This window comes from Streptomyces humidus (genome assembly GCF_014649655.1).
In the GTDB taxonomy this organism is placed as follows: Bacteria; Actinomycetota; Actinomycetes; order Streptomycetales; family Streptomycetaceae; genus Streptomyces; species Streptomyces humidus.
On the sequence record NZ_BMTL01000019.1, the window covers coordinates 126488 to 141567 of the forward strand.

Annotated in this window: 12 protein-coding genes; 5 read left to right on the top strand and 7 right to left on the bottom strand. The window is 73.7% G+C overall.

What is annotated here, in order from left to right; translation table 11 throughout:
* Window positions 1–64: 64 nt before the first annotated feature.
* The 4 genes from IE239_RS22640 to recG form a co-directional block, all read right to left on the bottom strand.
* Complete coding sequence (locus IE239_RS22640; protein ID WP_190151198.1) at window positions 65–1162, bottom strand: F0F1 ATP synthase subunit B; 1098 nt, start codon at window positions 1160–1162, stop codon at window positions 65–67.
* Between the two features lie 111 nt (window positions 1163–1273).
* A complete protein-coding gene (coaD, locus tag IE239_RS22645) occupies window positions 1274–1753 on the bottom strand; it encodes a pantetheine-phosphate adenylyltransferase (RefSeq protein ID WP_190151199.1) in 480 nt (159 codons plus the stop codon).
* A gap of 26 nt (window positions 1754–1779) precedes the next feature.
* A complete protein-coding gene (gene rsmD / locus IE239_RS22650) occupies window positions 1780–2364 on the bottom strand; it encodes a 16S rRNA (guanine(966)-N(2))-methyltransferase RsmD (RefSeq protein ID WP_190151200.1) in 585 nt (194 codons plus the stop codon).
* Window positions 2365–2644: 280 nt separating this feature from the next.
* Entirely contained in the window at window positions 2645–4873 is a 2229-nt protein-coding gene (gene recG, locus IE239_RS22655) for an ATP-dependent DNA helicase RecG (RefSeq protein ID WP_190151201.1), read from the bottom strand.
* Window positions 4874–5039: 166 nt separating this feature from the next.
* On the opposite strand from recG, the gene IE239_RS22660 reads away from it, so the two are divergent.
* Both IE239_RS22660 and IE239_RS22665 read left to right on the top strand, forming a co-directional pair.
* On the top strand, window positions 5040–6902 hold the full coding sequence (locus tag IE239_RS22660; RefSeq protein ID WP_190151202.1) for an HSP90 family protein: 1863 nt from the start codon (window positions 5040–5042) through the stop codon (window positions 6900–6902).
* On the top strand, window positions 6895–9924 hold the full coding sequence (locus tag IE239_RS22665; protein WP_190151203.1) for a tetratricopeptide repeat protein: 3030 nt from the start codon (window positions 6895–6897) through the stop codon (window positions 9922–9924). The genes IE239_RS22660 and IE239_RS22665 overlap by 8 nt, the downstream gene beginning before the upstream one ends.
* Window positions 9925–9941: 17 nt before the next feature.
* On the opposite strand, the gene fakA is transcribed toward IE239_RS22665, so the two are convergent.
* Window positions 9942–11678 (bottom strand): DAK2 domain-containing protein, encoded by a 1737-nt coding sequence (gene fakA, locus IE239_RS22670; RefSeq protein WP_190151204.1) that lies wholly within the window; start codon window positions 11676–11678, stop codon window positions 9942–9944.
* 277 nt (window positions 11679–11955) lie between these two features.
* Between fakA and rpmB the strand changes: the two genes are divergently transcribed.
* Window positions 11956–12141 (top strand): 50S ribosomal protein L28, encoded by a 186-nt coding sequence (gene rpmB, locus IE239_RS22675; protein ID WP_013000438.1) that lies wholly within the window; start codon window positions 11956–11958, stop codon window positions 12139–12141.
* Between the two features lie 162 nt (window positions 12142–12303).
* On the opposite strand, the gene thiD is transcribed toward rpmB, so the two are convergent.
* Both thiD and IE239_RS22685 read right to left on the bottom strand, forming a co-directional pair.
* Complete coding sequence (gene thiD, locus IE239_RS22680) at window positions 12304–13137, bottom strand: bifunctional hydroxymethylpyrimidine kinase/phosphomethylpyrimidine kinase (protein ID WP_190151205.1); 834 nt, start codon at window positions 13135–13137, stop codon at window positions 12304–12306.
* The gene (locus IE239_RS22685) at window positions 13134–14099 is read right to left on the bottom strand and encodes a thiamine-phosphate kinase (RefSeq protein WP_190151206.1); all 966 of its coding nucleotides are present in this window, start codon (window positions 14097–14099) and stop codon (window positions 13134–13136) included. Before IE239_RS22685 ends, thiD begins: the two co-directional genes overlap by 4 nt.
* A gap of 209 nt (window positions 14100–14308) precedes the next feature.
* On the opposite strand from IE239_RS22685, the gene IE239_RS22690 reads away from it, so the two are divergent.
* Both IE239_RS22690 and IE239_RS22695 read left to right on the top strand, forming a co-directional pair.
* Window positions 14309–14542, top strand: a complete 234-nt coding sequence (locus IE239_RS22690; protein WP_190151207.1) for an Lrp/AsnC family transcriptional regulator — start codon at window positions 14309–14311, stop codon at window positions 14540–14542.
* A 20-nt stretch (window positions 14543–14562) separates the two neighbouring features.
* Window positions 14563–15072, top strand: coding sequence for a DUF3515 domain-containing protein (locus IE239_RS22695; RefSeq protein WP_190151208.1), 510 nt, complete (start codon window positions 14563–14565; stop codon window positions 15070–15072).
* Window positions 15073–15080: the final 8 nt, after the last annotated feature.

A 15080-nucleotide genomic window follows, 5' to 3' on the forward strand; every position in this document is an offset into this window, starting at 1 on the left:
GACCGAAGAGCCAGGATACTGGAGCTTTCGGCCACAGCCCAATCGGGTGGGCGCGACGACGTCCCTACAGGCCGCGCTCCTGCTCGTACGCGTGCAGCTGTTCGGCACTGATCATGCCGGTGTCGAAGAGGCTGGTCTCGTCCAGGGCGTACCCCGCCTGGGGCTGCTGCTGCGACTGCTGGGCCTGCTGCTGCGGCTGCTGGGCGGCCTGGTGGGTGTCGTAGGGGGCCTGCCCGCCGTCGTAGCCGTACGCGTAGGGGTCCGCCTGCTGGTAGCCGTAGGCGTCCTGCTGACCGTAGACCTGCTGCTCCTGCTGCTGGTAGCCGCCGTAGGGGTCCGCAGGCTGCGGGTAGCCGTCCGCCGCCTGCTGGTAGCCGTAGGCCGGCTGCGCTTCCTGCTGTTCGTACGACTGCTGGACGGGCTGTCCGGCGTTCGCGTCCTGCTGCGCCAGGGCGGCAAGATCGGCAAGGTAGTCGGCGTCGGAGGAGTGCTGGAACGTCGTCGTGTCGCCGGCGAGGGCGCCGAGGTCGTCCGTGGCGATGCGGCCGTGCAGCTTCTGGCGGCCGCGGCCGACCGCCTCCAGGGTCTTGGCGAGGACCGCCTCGAAGGCGCCCAGCTTGGTGTCGACGTAGGCGTCGGCGTCACGGCGCAGGGTCTCGGGGTCGTGACTGCGCTCGGGGGCGTCCTCGTCCTCGTAGCCGTTCTCGTCGACGCCCGGACCGGTGCCGAGGAGCTTCTCGCGGCCTCGGCCGACGGAGCCGAGCGTCTTGGTGAGGACGACCTCGAAGTTCGCGAGCTTGGAGTCGACGTAGTCGTCGGCCTCGGCGCGGACCTCCTCGGCCTCCTTGCGGGCCTCGGCGAGGATGCGGTCGGCCTCGGCCTGTGAGCGGCGGGCGATCTCGGTGTCGGAGATCAGGGAGCCGCGTTCGGCGTGCGCGGTGGAGATGATCCGCTCGGCCTCCTGACGGGCCGACTCGACCATCTGCTCACGGCCGCCGATCAGCTCCTCGGCCTGGGCCAGCGAGTCGGGCAGGGCCGCGCGCACCTCTTCGAGCAGGGCGAGCAGGTCCGCGCGGTTGACCACGCACGAGGCCGACATCGGCATCGACCGGGCACTGGAGACCGCCGTGACGATCTCGTCGAGCTTCTTCTGCACGTCCACCGGTTGCTCGCCACTCTCTACAGCTGTGTTGGAGACGGACGGAACGACTGTACGGCCAGGGGATGTCCGCCGGACACCGGATGACGGGCCGTCAGGAGTCCCCGTTCGGCGTCAGTCCCGCCGGAGGCGCTCGCCTAGCGCCGCGAGGACCTGCGCAGGCACCAGGTGGGAGACGTCGCCGCCCCAGGTGGCGACCTCCTTGACCAGGGAGGAGGAGAGGAAGCTGTAGGTGGGGTTGGTCGGCACGAACAGCGTCTCGACGCCCGAGAGGCCGTTGTTCATCTGGGCCATCTGCAGCTCGTAGTCGAAGTCGCTGACCGCGCGCAGTCCCTTGACGATGGCCGGGATCTCGCGCTGCTTGCAGAAGTCGACGAGGAGACCGTGGAAGGCCTCGACCCGGACGTTGCCGTACTCGGCGGTGACCTGGCGGATCAGGTCGATCCGCTCGTCGACGTCGAACAGGCCCTTCTTCGACTTGTTGATCATGACCGCGACATAGACCTCGTCGTACAGACGGGAGGCGCGGGAAATGATGTCGAGGTGTCCGTTGGTGATCGGGTCGAACGACCCGGGACAGACGGCACGGCGCACTTGTGTTCCCTCGCTCTCCGGTCCGGTCATCGCGTGTCTTCGCACGTAGAGGCGGCGCGACCGTACCAAAACGTTCCCTCGCCGTAGCGACGGGCCCGAAGCGCCTCGAATCCGTCCGGCCAGTGGAACTCCCCGCCTCTGGTGCTGCGCTCCACGGTGACGAGGGCGTCGGCCGCTAGCCAGCCCCCCGAGCGGAGTGTGAGCAGAATCTCGCGAAGATCGTCGTCGGTGACGGCGTACGGAGGGTCGAGGAAGACGAGGTCGTACGGCGCGGCGGGCTCCTCCTGGACGACCTGCCGGGCCTTGCCCGCGCGGACCTCGGCGCCGGGCAGGCCGAGGGCCTTCACGTTCTCCCGGATCGTGCGGGCCGCGCGGGCGTCGGCCTCGACCAGGAGGGTGTGGTGCGCGCCGCGGGAGAGCGCCTCCAGGCCGACTGCGCCGGACCCCGCGTACAGGTCGAGGACGCGTTCGCCGTCCAGGGGACCGCCGAGGAGCGACTGCCAGGTGGAGAAGAGACCTTCGCGGGCGCGGTCGGAGGTGGGGCGGGTGCCGGTCCCCGGCGGGACGGCCAGGCGACGTCCGCCTGCTGCGCCAGCGATCACGCGGGTCATCTCGGGTCCTTGTTCGGCAGCGGTTACGGGGTCCAGTCTGGCAGGCGGAGGCGAGGGAAGCCGTGCCGGTCGTACGCGAGCACGGTCGCGACCGCGGTGCGGCGCGTGCGGCAGCGGTTCCTTCGGGGCCGCGGCGGCGCTTGCGGCAGCGGCCGGGAGGTGCGCGCGACCGCGGTGGGGACGTGTGCGGCAGCGGTCGGGCCCGGGCGGCCGCGCACGGGTGGCGCGGGCCGTCCGGGGGAGGACGGCCCCGGGCTCCTCGAAGGCCGGCCGCCGCCGCTCAGCCCTTCTCCAGGTACTGCTCCCGCTCCTCGTCCAGGAGGGCGTCCAGGGCCGTCCGCAGGCCCGGACAGCCGCTGAGCTCGGGGTCCGCCGCGACCAGCGCCACCGCCTCCTGCCTCGCCTCCGCGATGACCTCCTCGTCCTCGATCACGGCGAGGACGCGCAGGGAGGTGCGGGCGCCGGACTGGGCCTGGCCGAGGACATCGCCCTCGCGGCGCTGTTCGAGGTCGATGCGGGAGAGCTCGAAGCCGTCGAGGGTGGTGGCGACGGCGGTGAGCCGCTGCCGGGCCGCGCTCGCCTCCGGCATCTCGCTGACCAGCAGGCACAGGCCAGGGGCCGAGCCACGGCCCACCCGGCCGCGCAGCTGGTGGAGCTGGGAGACGCCGAAGCGGTCGGCGTCCATGATCACCATCGCGGTGGCGTTGGGGACGTTGACGCCGACCTCGATGACGGTCGTCGCCACCAGGACGTCGGTGTCCCCGGCGGTGAAGCGCCGCATCACGGCGTCCTTGTCGTCGGGGTGCATCCTGCCGTGCAGCACTTCCACGCTCAGTCCGCTCAACGGGCCCTTCGCCAGCTGCTCGGCCACCTCCAGGACCGCGAGCGGCGGCCGCTTCTCCGCCTCGTCCTGCGCGGACTCCTGCCGGCCGGCCTTCTTCGGGGCGTCCGGCTCGTCGCCGTCGTCGCCGATGCGCGGGCAGACGACGTAGGCCTGGTGGCCGTTCGCCACCTCCTCGCGCACGCGCTCCCACGCGCGCGCCAGGAAGTGGGGTTTGTCGGCGGCCGGGACGACATGAGTGGCGATCGGCGAGCGGCCGGCCGGGAGCTGGTCGAGGACCGAGGTCTCCAGGTCGCCGAAGACGGTCATGGCGACGGTACGCGGGATGGGCGTGGCCGTCATGACGAGCAGGTGCGGGGGCTGTTTCCCCTTGCCGCGCAGGGCGTCGCGCTGTTCGACGCCGAAGCGGTGCTGCTCGTCGACCACGACCAGGCCGAGGTCGTGGAACTGGACCTTGTCCTCGATCAGGGCGTGCGTGCCGATCACGATGCCGGCCTCCCCGGTGACCAGGTCGAGCAGGGCCTGCCGGCGGGCCGGCACGCCCATCGAGCCGGTCAGCAGCACGACCTTGGTGGCCTGCTCGGACCCGCCGAGCATGCCCCCCTCGGCCAGGTCGCCCATCATCTCGACGACGGACCGGTGGTGCTGCTGGGCGAGGACCTCGGTGGGCGCGAGCAGGGCGGCCTGGCCGCCGGCGTCGACCACGGCGAGCATGGCGCGCAGGGCGACCAGGGTCTTGCCCGAACCCACCTCTCCCTGGAGCAGCCGGTGCATCGGGTGGTCCGTGGCCAGGTCGTCGAAGATCTCCTTGGAGACTTTTTGCTGGCCCTCGGTGAGGGTGAAGGGGAGGCGGGCGTCGAAGGCGCTGAGGAGGCCGTCGGGGGCGGGCCTGCGGGGGACGGCCGGGAGCAGGGCGTCGGCGTGCCAGCGGCGGGCCAGGGCGACCTGGAGGACGAACGCCTCGTCCCACTTCAGGCGGGCGCGGGCGTCGGCGATGTCGGCCTTGGTCTGCGGGCGGTGGATCTTCAGCAGGGCCTCGGGGAGGGAGACCAGGCCGCGGCCCTCGCGCAGGGACTCCGGGAGGGGGTCGACGGCGTCGCGGGCGTCGGGCAGGACGGTCTGGATCGCCTTGCCGATCTTCCAGGACTCCAGTCTGGCGGTGGCCGGGTAGAGCGGGATGAGGGCGCCTGCCCAGCTCTCGACGGACTCCTCGGTGTCGGCGCGCAGCAGCTCGTAGGCCGGGTGGGCCAGTTGGAGGCGGCGGTTGAAGACCGAGACCTTGCCCGAGAACATCGCGCGCGTGCCGGGCAGGAGGTCCTTGTGGGGCTTGTGCACGCCGCTGCCGAAGAAGACCAGCTGGAGCCGGCCGCTGCCGTCGGTGATGGTCACCTCCAGGCGCTGTCCCTTCCCCCGGGGGGTCTTGGCGGAGGCGAAGCTGTGCAGCCGGGCGTCGGCGACCTGGGCGACCACGGTGACGTGCTCGTCCATGGGGAGGTCGGCGAGGTGGGTGAGCTGGCCGCGCTCCTCGTATCTGCGGGGGTAGTGGTGCAGAAGGTCGCCGACGGTGTGCAGGCCGAGGTGCTCGGCCATCACCTTCGCGGTGGCTGGGCCGAGCACCGACTTCAGCGGTCGTTGCAGTGGTTCTTTCAGCGCGGGCACGGGATCCATTGCACACCACGGCACTGACATTGCCGTAGAGGTGTCCCGAAACCCCTGGTCAGACGGCTCGTTCGGGCCCTAGGATGACCCGCTCCGGCCATCATCCGCGGTCACCGCCCCACCGGGACCGCCCGACCCCGCGCCGTGCTCCTCCCCAGCCCGCGGCGCTGCAGCGATGGACTCCCAGACCTCACAGTCATCCCAGGCGCCCCAGCCCCCTCATACGTTCCAGGTCGACCTGCGCGGCCTGGTGGACCTGCTGTCCCATCACCTCTACTCGAGTCCCAGGGTCTACCTGCGCGAGCTGCTGCAGAACGCGGTGGACGCCGTCACGGCCCGACGGGCCGAGGAGCCCGACGCCCCGGCGCGGGTGCGGCTGTTCGCGGCTGACGGCCGGCTGCGCGTGGAGGACTCCGGCGTCGGGCTGACCGAGGCCGACGTGCACAGCCTGCTGGCCACGATCGGGCGCAGTTCCAAGCGCGCCGAGGGCCTGCAGGACGTCCGTTCGGACTTCCTCGGGCAGTTCGGCATCGGGCTGCTGGCCTGTTTCGTGGTGGCCGAGCGGATCCGGGTGGTCAGCCGCAGCGCCCGTACGCCGCAGGCGCCGCCCGTGGAGTGGACGGCGCGCGACGACGGCTCGTACACCGTGCGGACGCTGCCCCACGAGGAGCGTCCCGAGCCGGGCACCACCGTGCATCTCGTGGCGCGGGCCGGGGCCGGGGAGTGGCTCGCCGAGTCGCGGGTGCTGGCGCTGGCCCGGGACTTCGGGTCGCTGCTGCCGTACGACGTCCGGGTCGGCGACGAGCCGGTGACCGACCGGCCCGCACCCTGGGACCGCGCGTACCCCTCCCCCGCCGGCCGGCGGGTCGCGCTGGCCCGTCACTGTCACGAGCTGTTCGGCTTCACCCCGCTGGACGCGATCGAGCTGGACGTGCCGCTGGCGGGGATCCGCGGGGTGGCGTACGTGCTGCCGTCGGCGGTCAGCCCGGCGCAGCGCGGCGGTCACCGGGTGCACCTCAAGGGCATGCTGCTGACCGAGCGCGGCGAACAGCTGCTGCCCGACTGGGCGTTCTTCGTGCGCTGCGTCCTGGACACCGACAGCCTGCGTCCGACGGCCTCGCGGGAATCGCTGTACGAGGACGAGACGCTGGCCGCGGTGCGCGAGGCCCTGGGCGGGCGGATCCGGACCTGGCTGACGGGACTGGCCGCAGGCGATCCGGAGCGGCTCGCGGCCTTCCTGGCGGTGCACCACCTGGGCGTGAAGTCCCTGGCCCGGCACGACCGGGAGATGCTGCGCACGATGCTGCCGTGGCTGCCCTTCGAGACGACCGACGGACGGCTGTCGCTGGAGGAGTTCGCGCAGCGCCACCCGGTGGTGCACTTCACCCGGACCGTGGAGGAGTACCGGCAGGTCGCGCCGATCGCGTCCGCGCAGGGCGTCGGGGTGGTCAACGGCGGTTACACGTACGACAGCGAGCTGGTGGAGGCGCTGCCCTCGGTGCGGCCGGGGACCGTGGTCGCCGAGCTGGACGCGGACACCGTGACCGCCCACCTGGACGGCGTCGACCCGGCCGAGGAGCTGGCGCTGGCGGGCTTCCTGGCGGCCGCGCGGGCGAAGCTGGACGCGCTGGGCTGCGATGTCGTCCTGCGGGCCTTCCACCCGCTGTCGGTGCCCGCGCTGCATCTCGACGACCGGGCGGCCCGGCACGAGCAGGCGCGCGCCGACGCCGAGGAGCAGGCCGACGACCTGTGGGCGGGCATCCTGGGCTCACTGCGGGGAAGCGCCCCCCGCGCGCGTCTGGTGCTCAACCATCTCAACCCGCTGGTCCGGCGGATCGGTTCGCTGCACGATCCCGAGCTGATCGGCACGGCCACGGAGTCCCTGTACGGGCAGGCGCTGCTGATGGCGCAACGGCCCCTGCGGCCGGCGGACTCGGCGCTGCTGAACCGGGCGTTCATCGGCCTTCTGGAATGGGCCACACACGGGGAGTCGGCCCACGGAGCGCCGACGGAGGGACGGGCGGCCGACGATGAGTGAGATCACGGACTTCGACTCCCTGCGCCGGGCGATGGCGGAGAACGGCGAGCAGCCGGAGGGGCCGGCCCGCAACGCGCGCGCGGAGCAGCTGCTGCTGGAGGCCGAGAAGCTGAAGATCCCGCTGGCCGTGATCGAGGCGCTCGGGCACCAGCTGAAGGTCTACAACTACAGCTCCGAGAAGGCGAAGATGTTCGTCCCGTTCGCGCGGCTGCTGCGCATGTGGGACGAGCGGCCCGAGGACTTCGACGCGTACGAGACGCACTCGCTGCACTGGGTCTTCAAGTGGATGTCGGCGGGCATGCTCGACCAGCCGCACGTGCCGTTGGCGTCGGTGGAGAAGTGGCTCGGCGAGATGGAGCACCGCTACCGCCTCGCCGGGCACTCCGAGCGGGCGGTGCGCAGCGCCGAGTTCAGCGTCGCCGCGCACGTGGGGGACGTGGAGCGGGCCGAGCGGGCGTTCGCCGCCTGGCTGGCCGCGGACCGGGACACCATGGCCGACTGTCACGCGTGCGAGCTGCACGGGCAGGGCTGGTGGCAGGCGGAGCGCGGCCGGGACGCCGAAGCCCTGCGGGTGTGGGCGCCGGTCCTGGAGGGCGAGTACGCGTGCGCGCACGAGCCGCACACCGTGCTCGCCTCCTCGCTGCTGCCGCTGCTGCGGCTGGGCCGCACCGACGAGGCCCGCGCCCACCATCTGCGCGGGTTGCGGCTGGTGCGGCCCATGGAGTCGATGCGGGGCGCCTACGCCGACCACGTCGAGTTCTGCGCGCTGACCGGCAACGAGGCGCGCGGTCTGGAGCTGCTCGCGGAGCGGCCCGCGTACTTCACCGACGAGGGGCATCCCCGCAGCAAGCTGGAGTTCCTGAGCGTGGTGGCGCTGCTCATGGAGCGGCTGTCCGGGCTCGGGCTCGGCGGCCGGCGGGTGCCCGGGCCGGCCGGCCGGGAGTGGACCGCCGTCGAACTCGCGGACCATGCGCGCGAACAGGCGCTCGCGCTGGCCGCGCGCTTCGACGAGCGCAACGGCACGCGGCACGTCGGCGAGCGGGCACGCGCGCGGATGGCGCAGCGGCCCTTGGCGGAGCGGCTGCCCCTGGGCGTACGGGCCGCGCGACCGGTGTCCGCCGCGGCCGCGCCGACGCCCCCGGCGCGGGCGCAGGCTCCGGCCGGGGAGTCCGGCGAGCCGGACCTGGCGGCTCTGCTGGTCGAGGCCCGGCGGCTGTCGGACACCCTCCAGCCGCATGCCGTCGAGGCGTGGGCGCGGGTGGCCGAGGCGGCCGCGGCCGCGGGCTCGGAGGGCGGGGAGCTGGAGGCGCGTGACCGCGCGGAGATCGCCGACCACGAGGCGATAGGCCTGGGCCCCGAGGGCGCCGAGAGGTTCGAGCGGGCGGCCGAGCTGTACGCGCGGGCGGGCGACCCCGGGGAGGCGCTGGCGGCACGCGCGCGTGCGGCCTACGTCCGTGCCCTCGCCGGCGAGGTCGACGAGGCGCTCGCGGCGGTGGCGGACCCCTACGACCGCGTCCTCGCGCTGTACGCCGACGGCGGCACGCAGGTGCCGCAGGCGGCAGGCGTGCTGATGGCGCGGGCCCGGATCCTGATGCGGCGCGTCCACGAGGCCGAGGGACCGGTCGAGGAAGCCGTCCTGACGGCGGCGGAAGCAGCCGTGCGGGAACTGCTGGCGCTGGTGGAGGGCCGGGCGGGCGACGACGTACGGCTCGCCGCACGGGTCGCCGAGGGCCGCGCGATGCTCGCCGAAGTGGCGGTGCGGTCCGGGGATCCGCACGGCGGCGTGGAGTTGTTCGCGCGGGCGGCGGGCGAGTTCGTCGCGGCGGGTCTGCCGTGGTTCGCCGTGGAGTACGAGGCCCGGCTGGCCGGTCTCGCCCACCAGCTGGACGACATGGTGGAGGCGGAGCGGGCGCTGCGGGCGGCGCTGGAGCACGGCGGACCGTTCCTGGAAGCGGTGGGGCGGGCTCAGCTGCATCTGCAGCTCGCCGAGGTGGTCGGGGGCCGGGGGGAGGCCGCCGAGGCGGCGGAGCACGCCCTGGAGGCGGCGCACTGGGCCGACGAGGCCGGTCTGGGACCGACGTTCGGCGCGTGGGCGCGGCACCAGCTCGGCGGTTACCTGGTCCGGCAGGGCCGCTGGGCCGAGGCCGCGGAGGTGCTGGAGTCGGCGCTCGCGGACCTGAGCGCCGAGACGCACGGCGACGGCGCGGTCGTCCAGACGTTGTGGTGGCTGGGCGACTGCCTCAGCGAGCTCGGGGACCACCGCGACGCCGCCGAGCGGCGGCTGCAGGCCGCCGAGCTGGCCCGGCACTGGCCCGAACAGCACGACCACGCGACCCTGGCGCACCTGGCCGCCGAGTCGCTCGGCCAGGCCGGCCTGCACGCCGAGGCGGACCGGGCTTACGCGCGCGCGGGCGCACTGTGGCGCGACCTCGGCAACGTCCATGGCCTGGTCCGCTCGCTGCGGGCCCGTGCATGGCTGGCGTTGCGCACCGAGGACGGCACGGAGACGGCGCGCGAGCTGATGGCTGCCGCGCTGGAGGAGTGCGCGGACGCGTTCGACGCGGCGCGGGACGACGAGGTGCGCGGCCGGCTCGTCGCCGAACTGGGCGACACCCACCGCCAGTTCGGAGACCTGCTGGCCCGCTCCGCCGCCGAGGACGCCGACGACGACTCGATCCGGACCGCCCTGGACGAGGCGCTCTCCCAGATGGCCGAGGCCGTCGCGGTGTTCGTGGCCCTGGGCGACAGCGCCCTGCACGCCCGGACCAGCGCGGAGCTGGCGGCCGGCTGGCTGGAGAGCGACCTGGGGCGCCCGGCGGCCGCCGCGGCACGCGCGCGTGCGGTGCTGCGCTCCTACGCCGACGCCGGGACGCGCGCGGGGACGGCCGCCGACGCCGTACACGGCGGGCACGGCGAGCACGGCGGCGAAGCGGGTGAACAGGGCGAGGACGAGACGGTGCGGGCCCGGCGGGCCGAGGCGGAGCAGTTGTTGCAGGTGGCGGAGGAGCAGAAGGGCCGCTGACCGATCCGGGACCGGGGCTACTCCACGCCGATCAGCAGCAGGGCTCCCTGCCGGCCGCCCCGGTACACCACCGTGTCCACCGCGAGGTACGCCTCCCGCACCCGTGCCTCCAGGTGCTCGGCGACGCCCTCGGGGGCGTCGTCGCCCAGCACGAGGGTGACGAGTTCGCCGCCGGCCGACAGCATGCGGTTCAGGACGGTCTCGGCGGTGGCGGTCACGTCGGAGCCGATGACGGCCACGTCGCCGTCGACGAGCCCCAGGACGTCTCCGGCCTGGCAGATGCCGGCCATGGTCCACGACTGGCGTTCGGCCACGACGACCTCGGCGTGGCGGGTCGCGCCGGCCGCCGAGGTCATCGAGACGACGTCCTCGTCGAAGCGGCGGTCCGGTTCGTGGACGGCGAGGGCGGCGATCCCCTGGACCGCGGAGCGGGTCGGGATCAGGGCGACCCGGATGCCCTCCGTGCGGGCCTGCTCGGCGGCCGCGGCGGCGGTGTGGCGCAGGTCGGCGTCATTGGGCAGCAGCACGACCTCGCGCGCGTGGGCCCGTCGCACGGCCTCGACGAGCTCGCCGCTGGCGGGCGGCTCCCCGGGGCGCGCGAGCACGGTGGTCGCGCCGGCCTCGGCGTAGAGCCCGGCCAGTCCCTCACCGGGCACGACGGCGACTACCGCCCGCTGGACGCGCTCGCGGGGCGGACGCTCGCTCCCGCGCGTGTGCGCGTCGCCGACGCCGAAGTGCGTGATCCGGATCCGGTAGGGCCGGCCCGCGTCGACGCCGGCCTCCACGGCGGCGCCGGCGTCGTCGACGTGCACGTGGACGTTCCACAGGCCGTCGCCGCCGACCACGACGAGCGAGTCGCCCAGGGCGTCCAGCCGCCGGCGCAGCCGCCCCACCGCGACGTCCTCGGCCTCCAGCAGGTAGATCACCTCGAAGGCGGGACCGCCCCCGCCCTCCGGCCCGTCGCCGCAGTCCTGCGCACGCCCGGCGCCGTCGTCCTCCCGGACCGGCTCCGCGCGCCCCTCGCGCGTGGGACCCCCGGAAGCGACCGCGGAGTACCCGGGCGCCTCGCCGGTGAACGTCTCCACCAGCGCCGCGAGCACCGCGACCAGACCCCGGCCGCCCGCGTCGACGACACCGGCGTGCTCCAGGACGGCCAGCTGCCCCGGGGTCGCGGCGAGCGCCGCGCAGGCTCCCTGGTAGGCGGCGCGGGCGACGATCCCGCAGTCGCCCTCCGCGTCCTGTGCTCCCGCCGCCGTCGCGGCGGCGTCCGCGGCGGCCGAGGCGACCGACAGCACCGTGCCCTCCACGGGGTGGGCGACGGCCTGACGGGCGGAGTCGGCCGCGCGCCGCAGGGCCGTCCGCAGCCCCCGTCCGTCGGTGTGCGGGGCCTCGCCTTCGGCGGCGAGGACCTGGGCCATGCCGCGCAGCAGCTGCGCGAGGATCGTCCCCGAGTTCCCGCGCGCCCCGATGAGCGCGCCGTGCGCCATCGCGCGGACGGCGTCGGCGAGGGACGGCTTCCCGGCGGGCGCGGAACCGGCGCCGGACCCGGCCTCGTACCCGGCGAACACCGCCTCGACGGCGGTCGCCGCCGACTCGACGGTCAGGTACAGGTTGGTGCCGGTGTCCCCGTCCGCGACCGGGTACACGTTGATCGCGTCGATCTCCTCACGCGCCTGCCCCAGCGCGGTGAGGGCGAGGCCGCACCAGGTGCGCACCGCGAGAGCATCGAAGAATGTCTGCGGCACCTGCGCCACCTGCGCCTCCCCGGCTGCTGGACTGGACGCAGCGTAGACCCCGGGCGGGTGTCCGGTGGAAAGCGGGCCGGGCCGGAGCGGACGGGGGCCGACCGGGCGGGGGCCGGGCCCCTGAGCAGCCATGGTAGTTTCGTTGTACCGGCGCAGCCGTTGTATGCTGCTCCGGTTGCCCGATCCGCATCGGGCCATCCCCCTGGCAGCGCCACTCAGATCCTAGATCCTGATCCCGGCATGCCGGGATCATCCGTAAGTGCATCTGAAGTCTTTGGAGTGACCCGTGGCTGCCAACTGCGACGTCTGTGGCAAGGGGCCGAGCTTCGGCAACAACATCTCGCACTCGCACCGCCGTACGTCCCGTCGCTGGAACCCGAACATCCAGCGCGTCCGTACCGTGGTCGGCGGGACGCCGAAGCGCGTGAACGCTTGCACCTCGTGCATCAAGGCCGGCAAGGTCTCGCGCTGACGCACGTCCCCCTGCTCTCGACTCCGTTCGAGCCGGGGGGAACCCCATCGCGCGCGGCCACTGCTGGTTCGCTGCATCGAGCCGGTCCACCAAGTGTGGGCCGGCTTCTTGCTGTGCCCGCCCGAACCGCTCCCGCCCGGCCCGCGGCCGGGGCGACGGACGTCAAGCCGCCGGAGCACCCGAGGCGTCCCCGGCGTCCCGGACGAGGGCCCAGCCGTGGTCCACGGGGCCGATGCCCGCGCCCAGGGCGAACCCGGCGGCGATCGCCCCGGTGACGTAGCGCTTCGCAGCCGCCACCGCCTCCGGCACGGACCCCCCTTTCGCGAGCTGCGCGGCGATCGCCGACGCCAGGGTGCAGCCGGTGCCGTGCGTGTGCCGGTTGTCGTGCCGGGGGGCGCGCAGCCAGTGCTCCTCGACGCCGTCCGTCAGCAGGTCCAGGGCATCGCCGGGCAGATGGCCGCCCTTGACCAGCGCCCAGCGCGGCCCGTACGCCAGCACCGCGGCCGCCGCGTCCCTGAGCTGTTCCTCCGACTCGACCCGCACGCCGGTCAGCCGGGTCACCTCGTCGAGGTTCGGGGTGGCGACGGTGGCGAGGGGCAGCAGCTTCGTCCGCACGGAGTCCAGCGCGGAGGCGGCCAGCAGCGGGTCGCCGTGCTTGGAGACACCGACCGGGTCGACGACGACGGGGGCGTCCGTCCCGGCCAGCAACTCGGCGACCGTCTCGACGAGTTCGGCGGAGGAGAGCATCCCCGTCTTGACCGCCTGGACCCCGACGTCGTCGACGACGCTGCGGTACTGGGCGCGGACCGCCTCCACCGGCAGCTCCCAAGCCCCTTGCACGCCAAGGGAGTTCTGCGCGGTGACGGCCGTGACGACGCTCATGCCGTGCACGCCGAGGGCGAGCATCGTCTTCAGGTCGGCCTGGATCCCGGCCCCGCCGCCGGAGTCGGAGCCTGCCACGGTCAGCACCCGGGGCGGGGTCCCGTGGACGGTCATGACTCCAGCTCCCCGAAGTGGTCCCAGCCGCCCTTGCTGGTCCAGGGCGCGCCGTCGACCGTCACCTGGGGCAGCGCGGAGGGGTTGAGCACCTCGCCGATCACCTTCCAGCGGGCGGGGAGTTTCACGTCGGGCGGGAAGGTGGCCACGATGGCGTGGTCCTCTCCCCCGGTGAGCACCCACTGGATGGGGTCGACGCCGACAGCCTGCCCGATGTCGTTCATCTGGGTGGGGATGTCTATGGCGCCCGACCGGATGTCGATGCGGACCTTGCTGGCCTCGGCGATGTGCCCGAGGTCGGCGATCAGCCCGTCGCTCACGTCGCACATCGCCGTCGCGCCGAGCCCGGCGGCCGCCGGACCCGCATGGTAAGGCGGCTCGGGGCGGCGGTGGGCCTCCACGAAGGCGCGGGGCGAGCGGAACCCTCGGGAGAGGACCGCGTACCCGGCGGCGGACCAGCCGAGCCAGCCGGTCACCGCGACGAGGTCGCCGGGCTGGGCGCCGCCCCGGGTGACGGGCTCCTGGTTGCGCAGATCGCCGAGCGCGGTGATCGACACCATGATCGTGTCGCCCCGCACGACGTCGCCGCCGACCACGGAGGCGCCCGCCACCTGGCACTCGTCGCGCAGGCCGTCCATCATCTCCGACGGCCAGGTCACGGGCAGTTCGGCGGGCACCACGAGGCCGAGCAGCAGGGCCGTCGGCACCGCGCCCATGGCTGCGATGTCGGCGAGGTTCTGCGCGGCGGCCTTGCGGCCCACGTCGTAGGCCGTCGACCAGTCGCGGCGGAAGTGCCGGCCCTCCAGCAGGATGTCGGTGCTGGCCACCACCCGGCGGTCGGGCGCGGCGACCACCGCGGCGTCGTCACCGGGGCCGACCCGGACCGCGCTGGTGGTGGTGAGACGGGAGGTGAGCTCCCTGATGAGCCCGAACTCGCCGAGTTCACCGACAGTGCCCTTCATCTACCCTTCGGCCCCTTCTGTGCCTGTCCGTGCCCGGTCGCGCATACCCAGTGTCCTCGATACGGTCGAGACGGCCGTCGACTTCTGTCCTGCCCCCGTACCCCGGCGCGCGAGCCGTGGTCCGCGTAGGTCTCCCCGCGGCGCGCGGCGACGCGATACCGTGGCGTTCCTTTTCCCCACATGATCCTCGTGGCCGCCCTGGAGGTTCCGTGGTACAGGCGTACATCCTGATCCAGACGGACGTCGGCAAAGCGTCGACCGTCGCCGAGGAGATCGGCAAAATCCCTGGCGTGGTCCAGGCCGAGGACGTGACGGGACCCTATGACGTGATCGTGCGGGCCCAGGCCGACACGGTGGACGACCTCGGCCGCATGGTGGTGGCCAGGGTCCAGCAGGTGGACGGGATCACCCGCACCCTGACCTGCCCGGTGGTCCATCTGTAGCCCCCGTCTAACCTTGGCCGGTGAACCTTTTCCGTCACCGGTGTCGCCCTGTCCTCGGGCTGTCCGCCCTCGTCCTGCTGATCGCGGCCGCAGGCTGCTCCTCGGCAGACGACAGCGCGCCGACGGCGGTTCCCAGCCCTGGCGCGAACGCCACGAAACTGTGCCGGAACCTGGACAAGGCGCTGCCGTCAAGGGTGGACGGTGAGAGCCGCCACGATCCCGAGCCCGCCTCCGCGCTGACCGCGGGCTGGGGAGGCTCCGCGATCATACTGCGCTGCGGTGTCACGCGGCCGCCGAAGATGACCGATCCGAAGGTCCCCGAGGGGGCCGACCCGGACGCGGTGGCGGGCGAGGTGAACGGCGTCGGCTGGCTGATGGAGAAGCGCGACGGCGGGGGCAACCGCTTCACCACGGCCAACCGGCTCGTGTACGTCGAGGTGACGGTGCCGGAGGGTTCGGACGATTCCGCGGCCCTGATCGATCTGGCGCCGGCCATCAAGAAGGCGATCCCCGAGGGGATCGCCGACTAGACGTCCGA

Bases quoted from the DNA above. Each gene is read 5' to 3' on its own strand.
- rsmD (WP_190151200.1), bottom strand. From the start codon at position 2,364: ATGACCCGCGTGATCGCTGGCGCAGCAGGCGGACGTCGCCTGGCCGTC.
- recG (WP_190151201.1), bottom strand. From the start codon at position 4,873: ATGGATCCCGTGCCCGCGCTGAAAGAACCACTGCAACGACCGCTGAAG.
- IE239_RS22660 (WP_190151202.1), top strand. From the start codon at position 5,040: ATGGACTCCCAGACCTCACAGTCATCCCAGGCGCCCCAGCCCCCTCAT.
- IE239_RS22665 (WP_190151203.1), top strand. From the start codon at position 6,895: ATGAGTGAGATCACGGACTTCGACTCCCTGCGCCGGGCGATGGCGGAG.
- thiD (WP_190151205.1), bottom strand. From the start codon at position 13,137: ATGACCGTCCACGGGACCCCGCCCCGGGTGCTGACCGTGGCAGGCTCC.
- IE239_RS22685 (WP_190151206.1), bottom strand. From the start codon at position 14,099: ATGAAGGGCACTGTCGGTGAACTCGGCGAGTTCGGGCTCATCAGGGAG.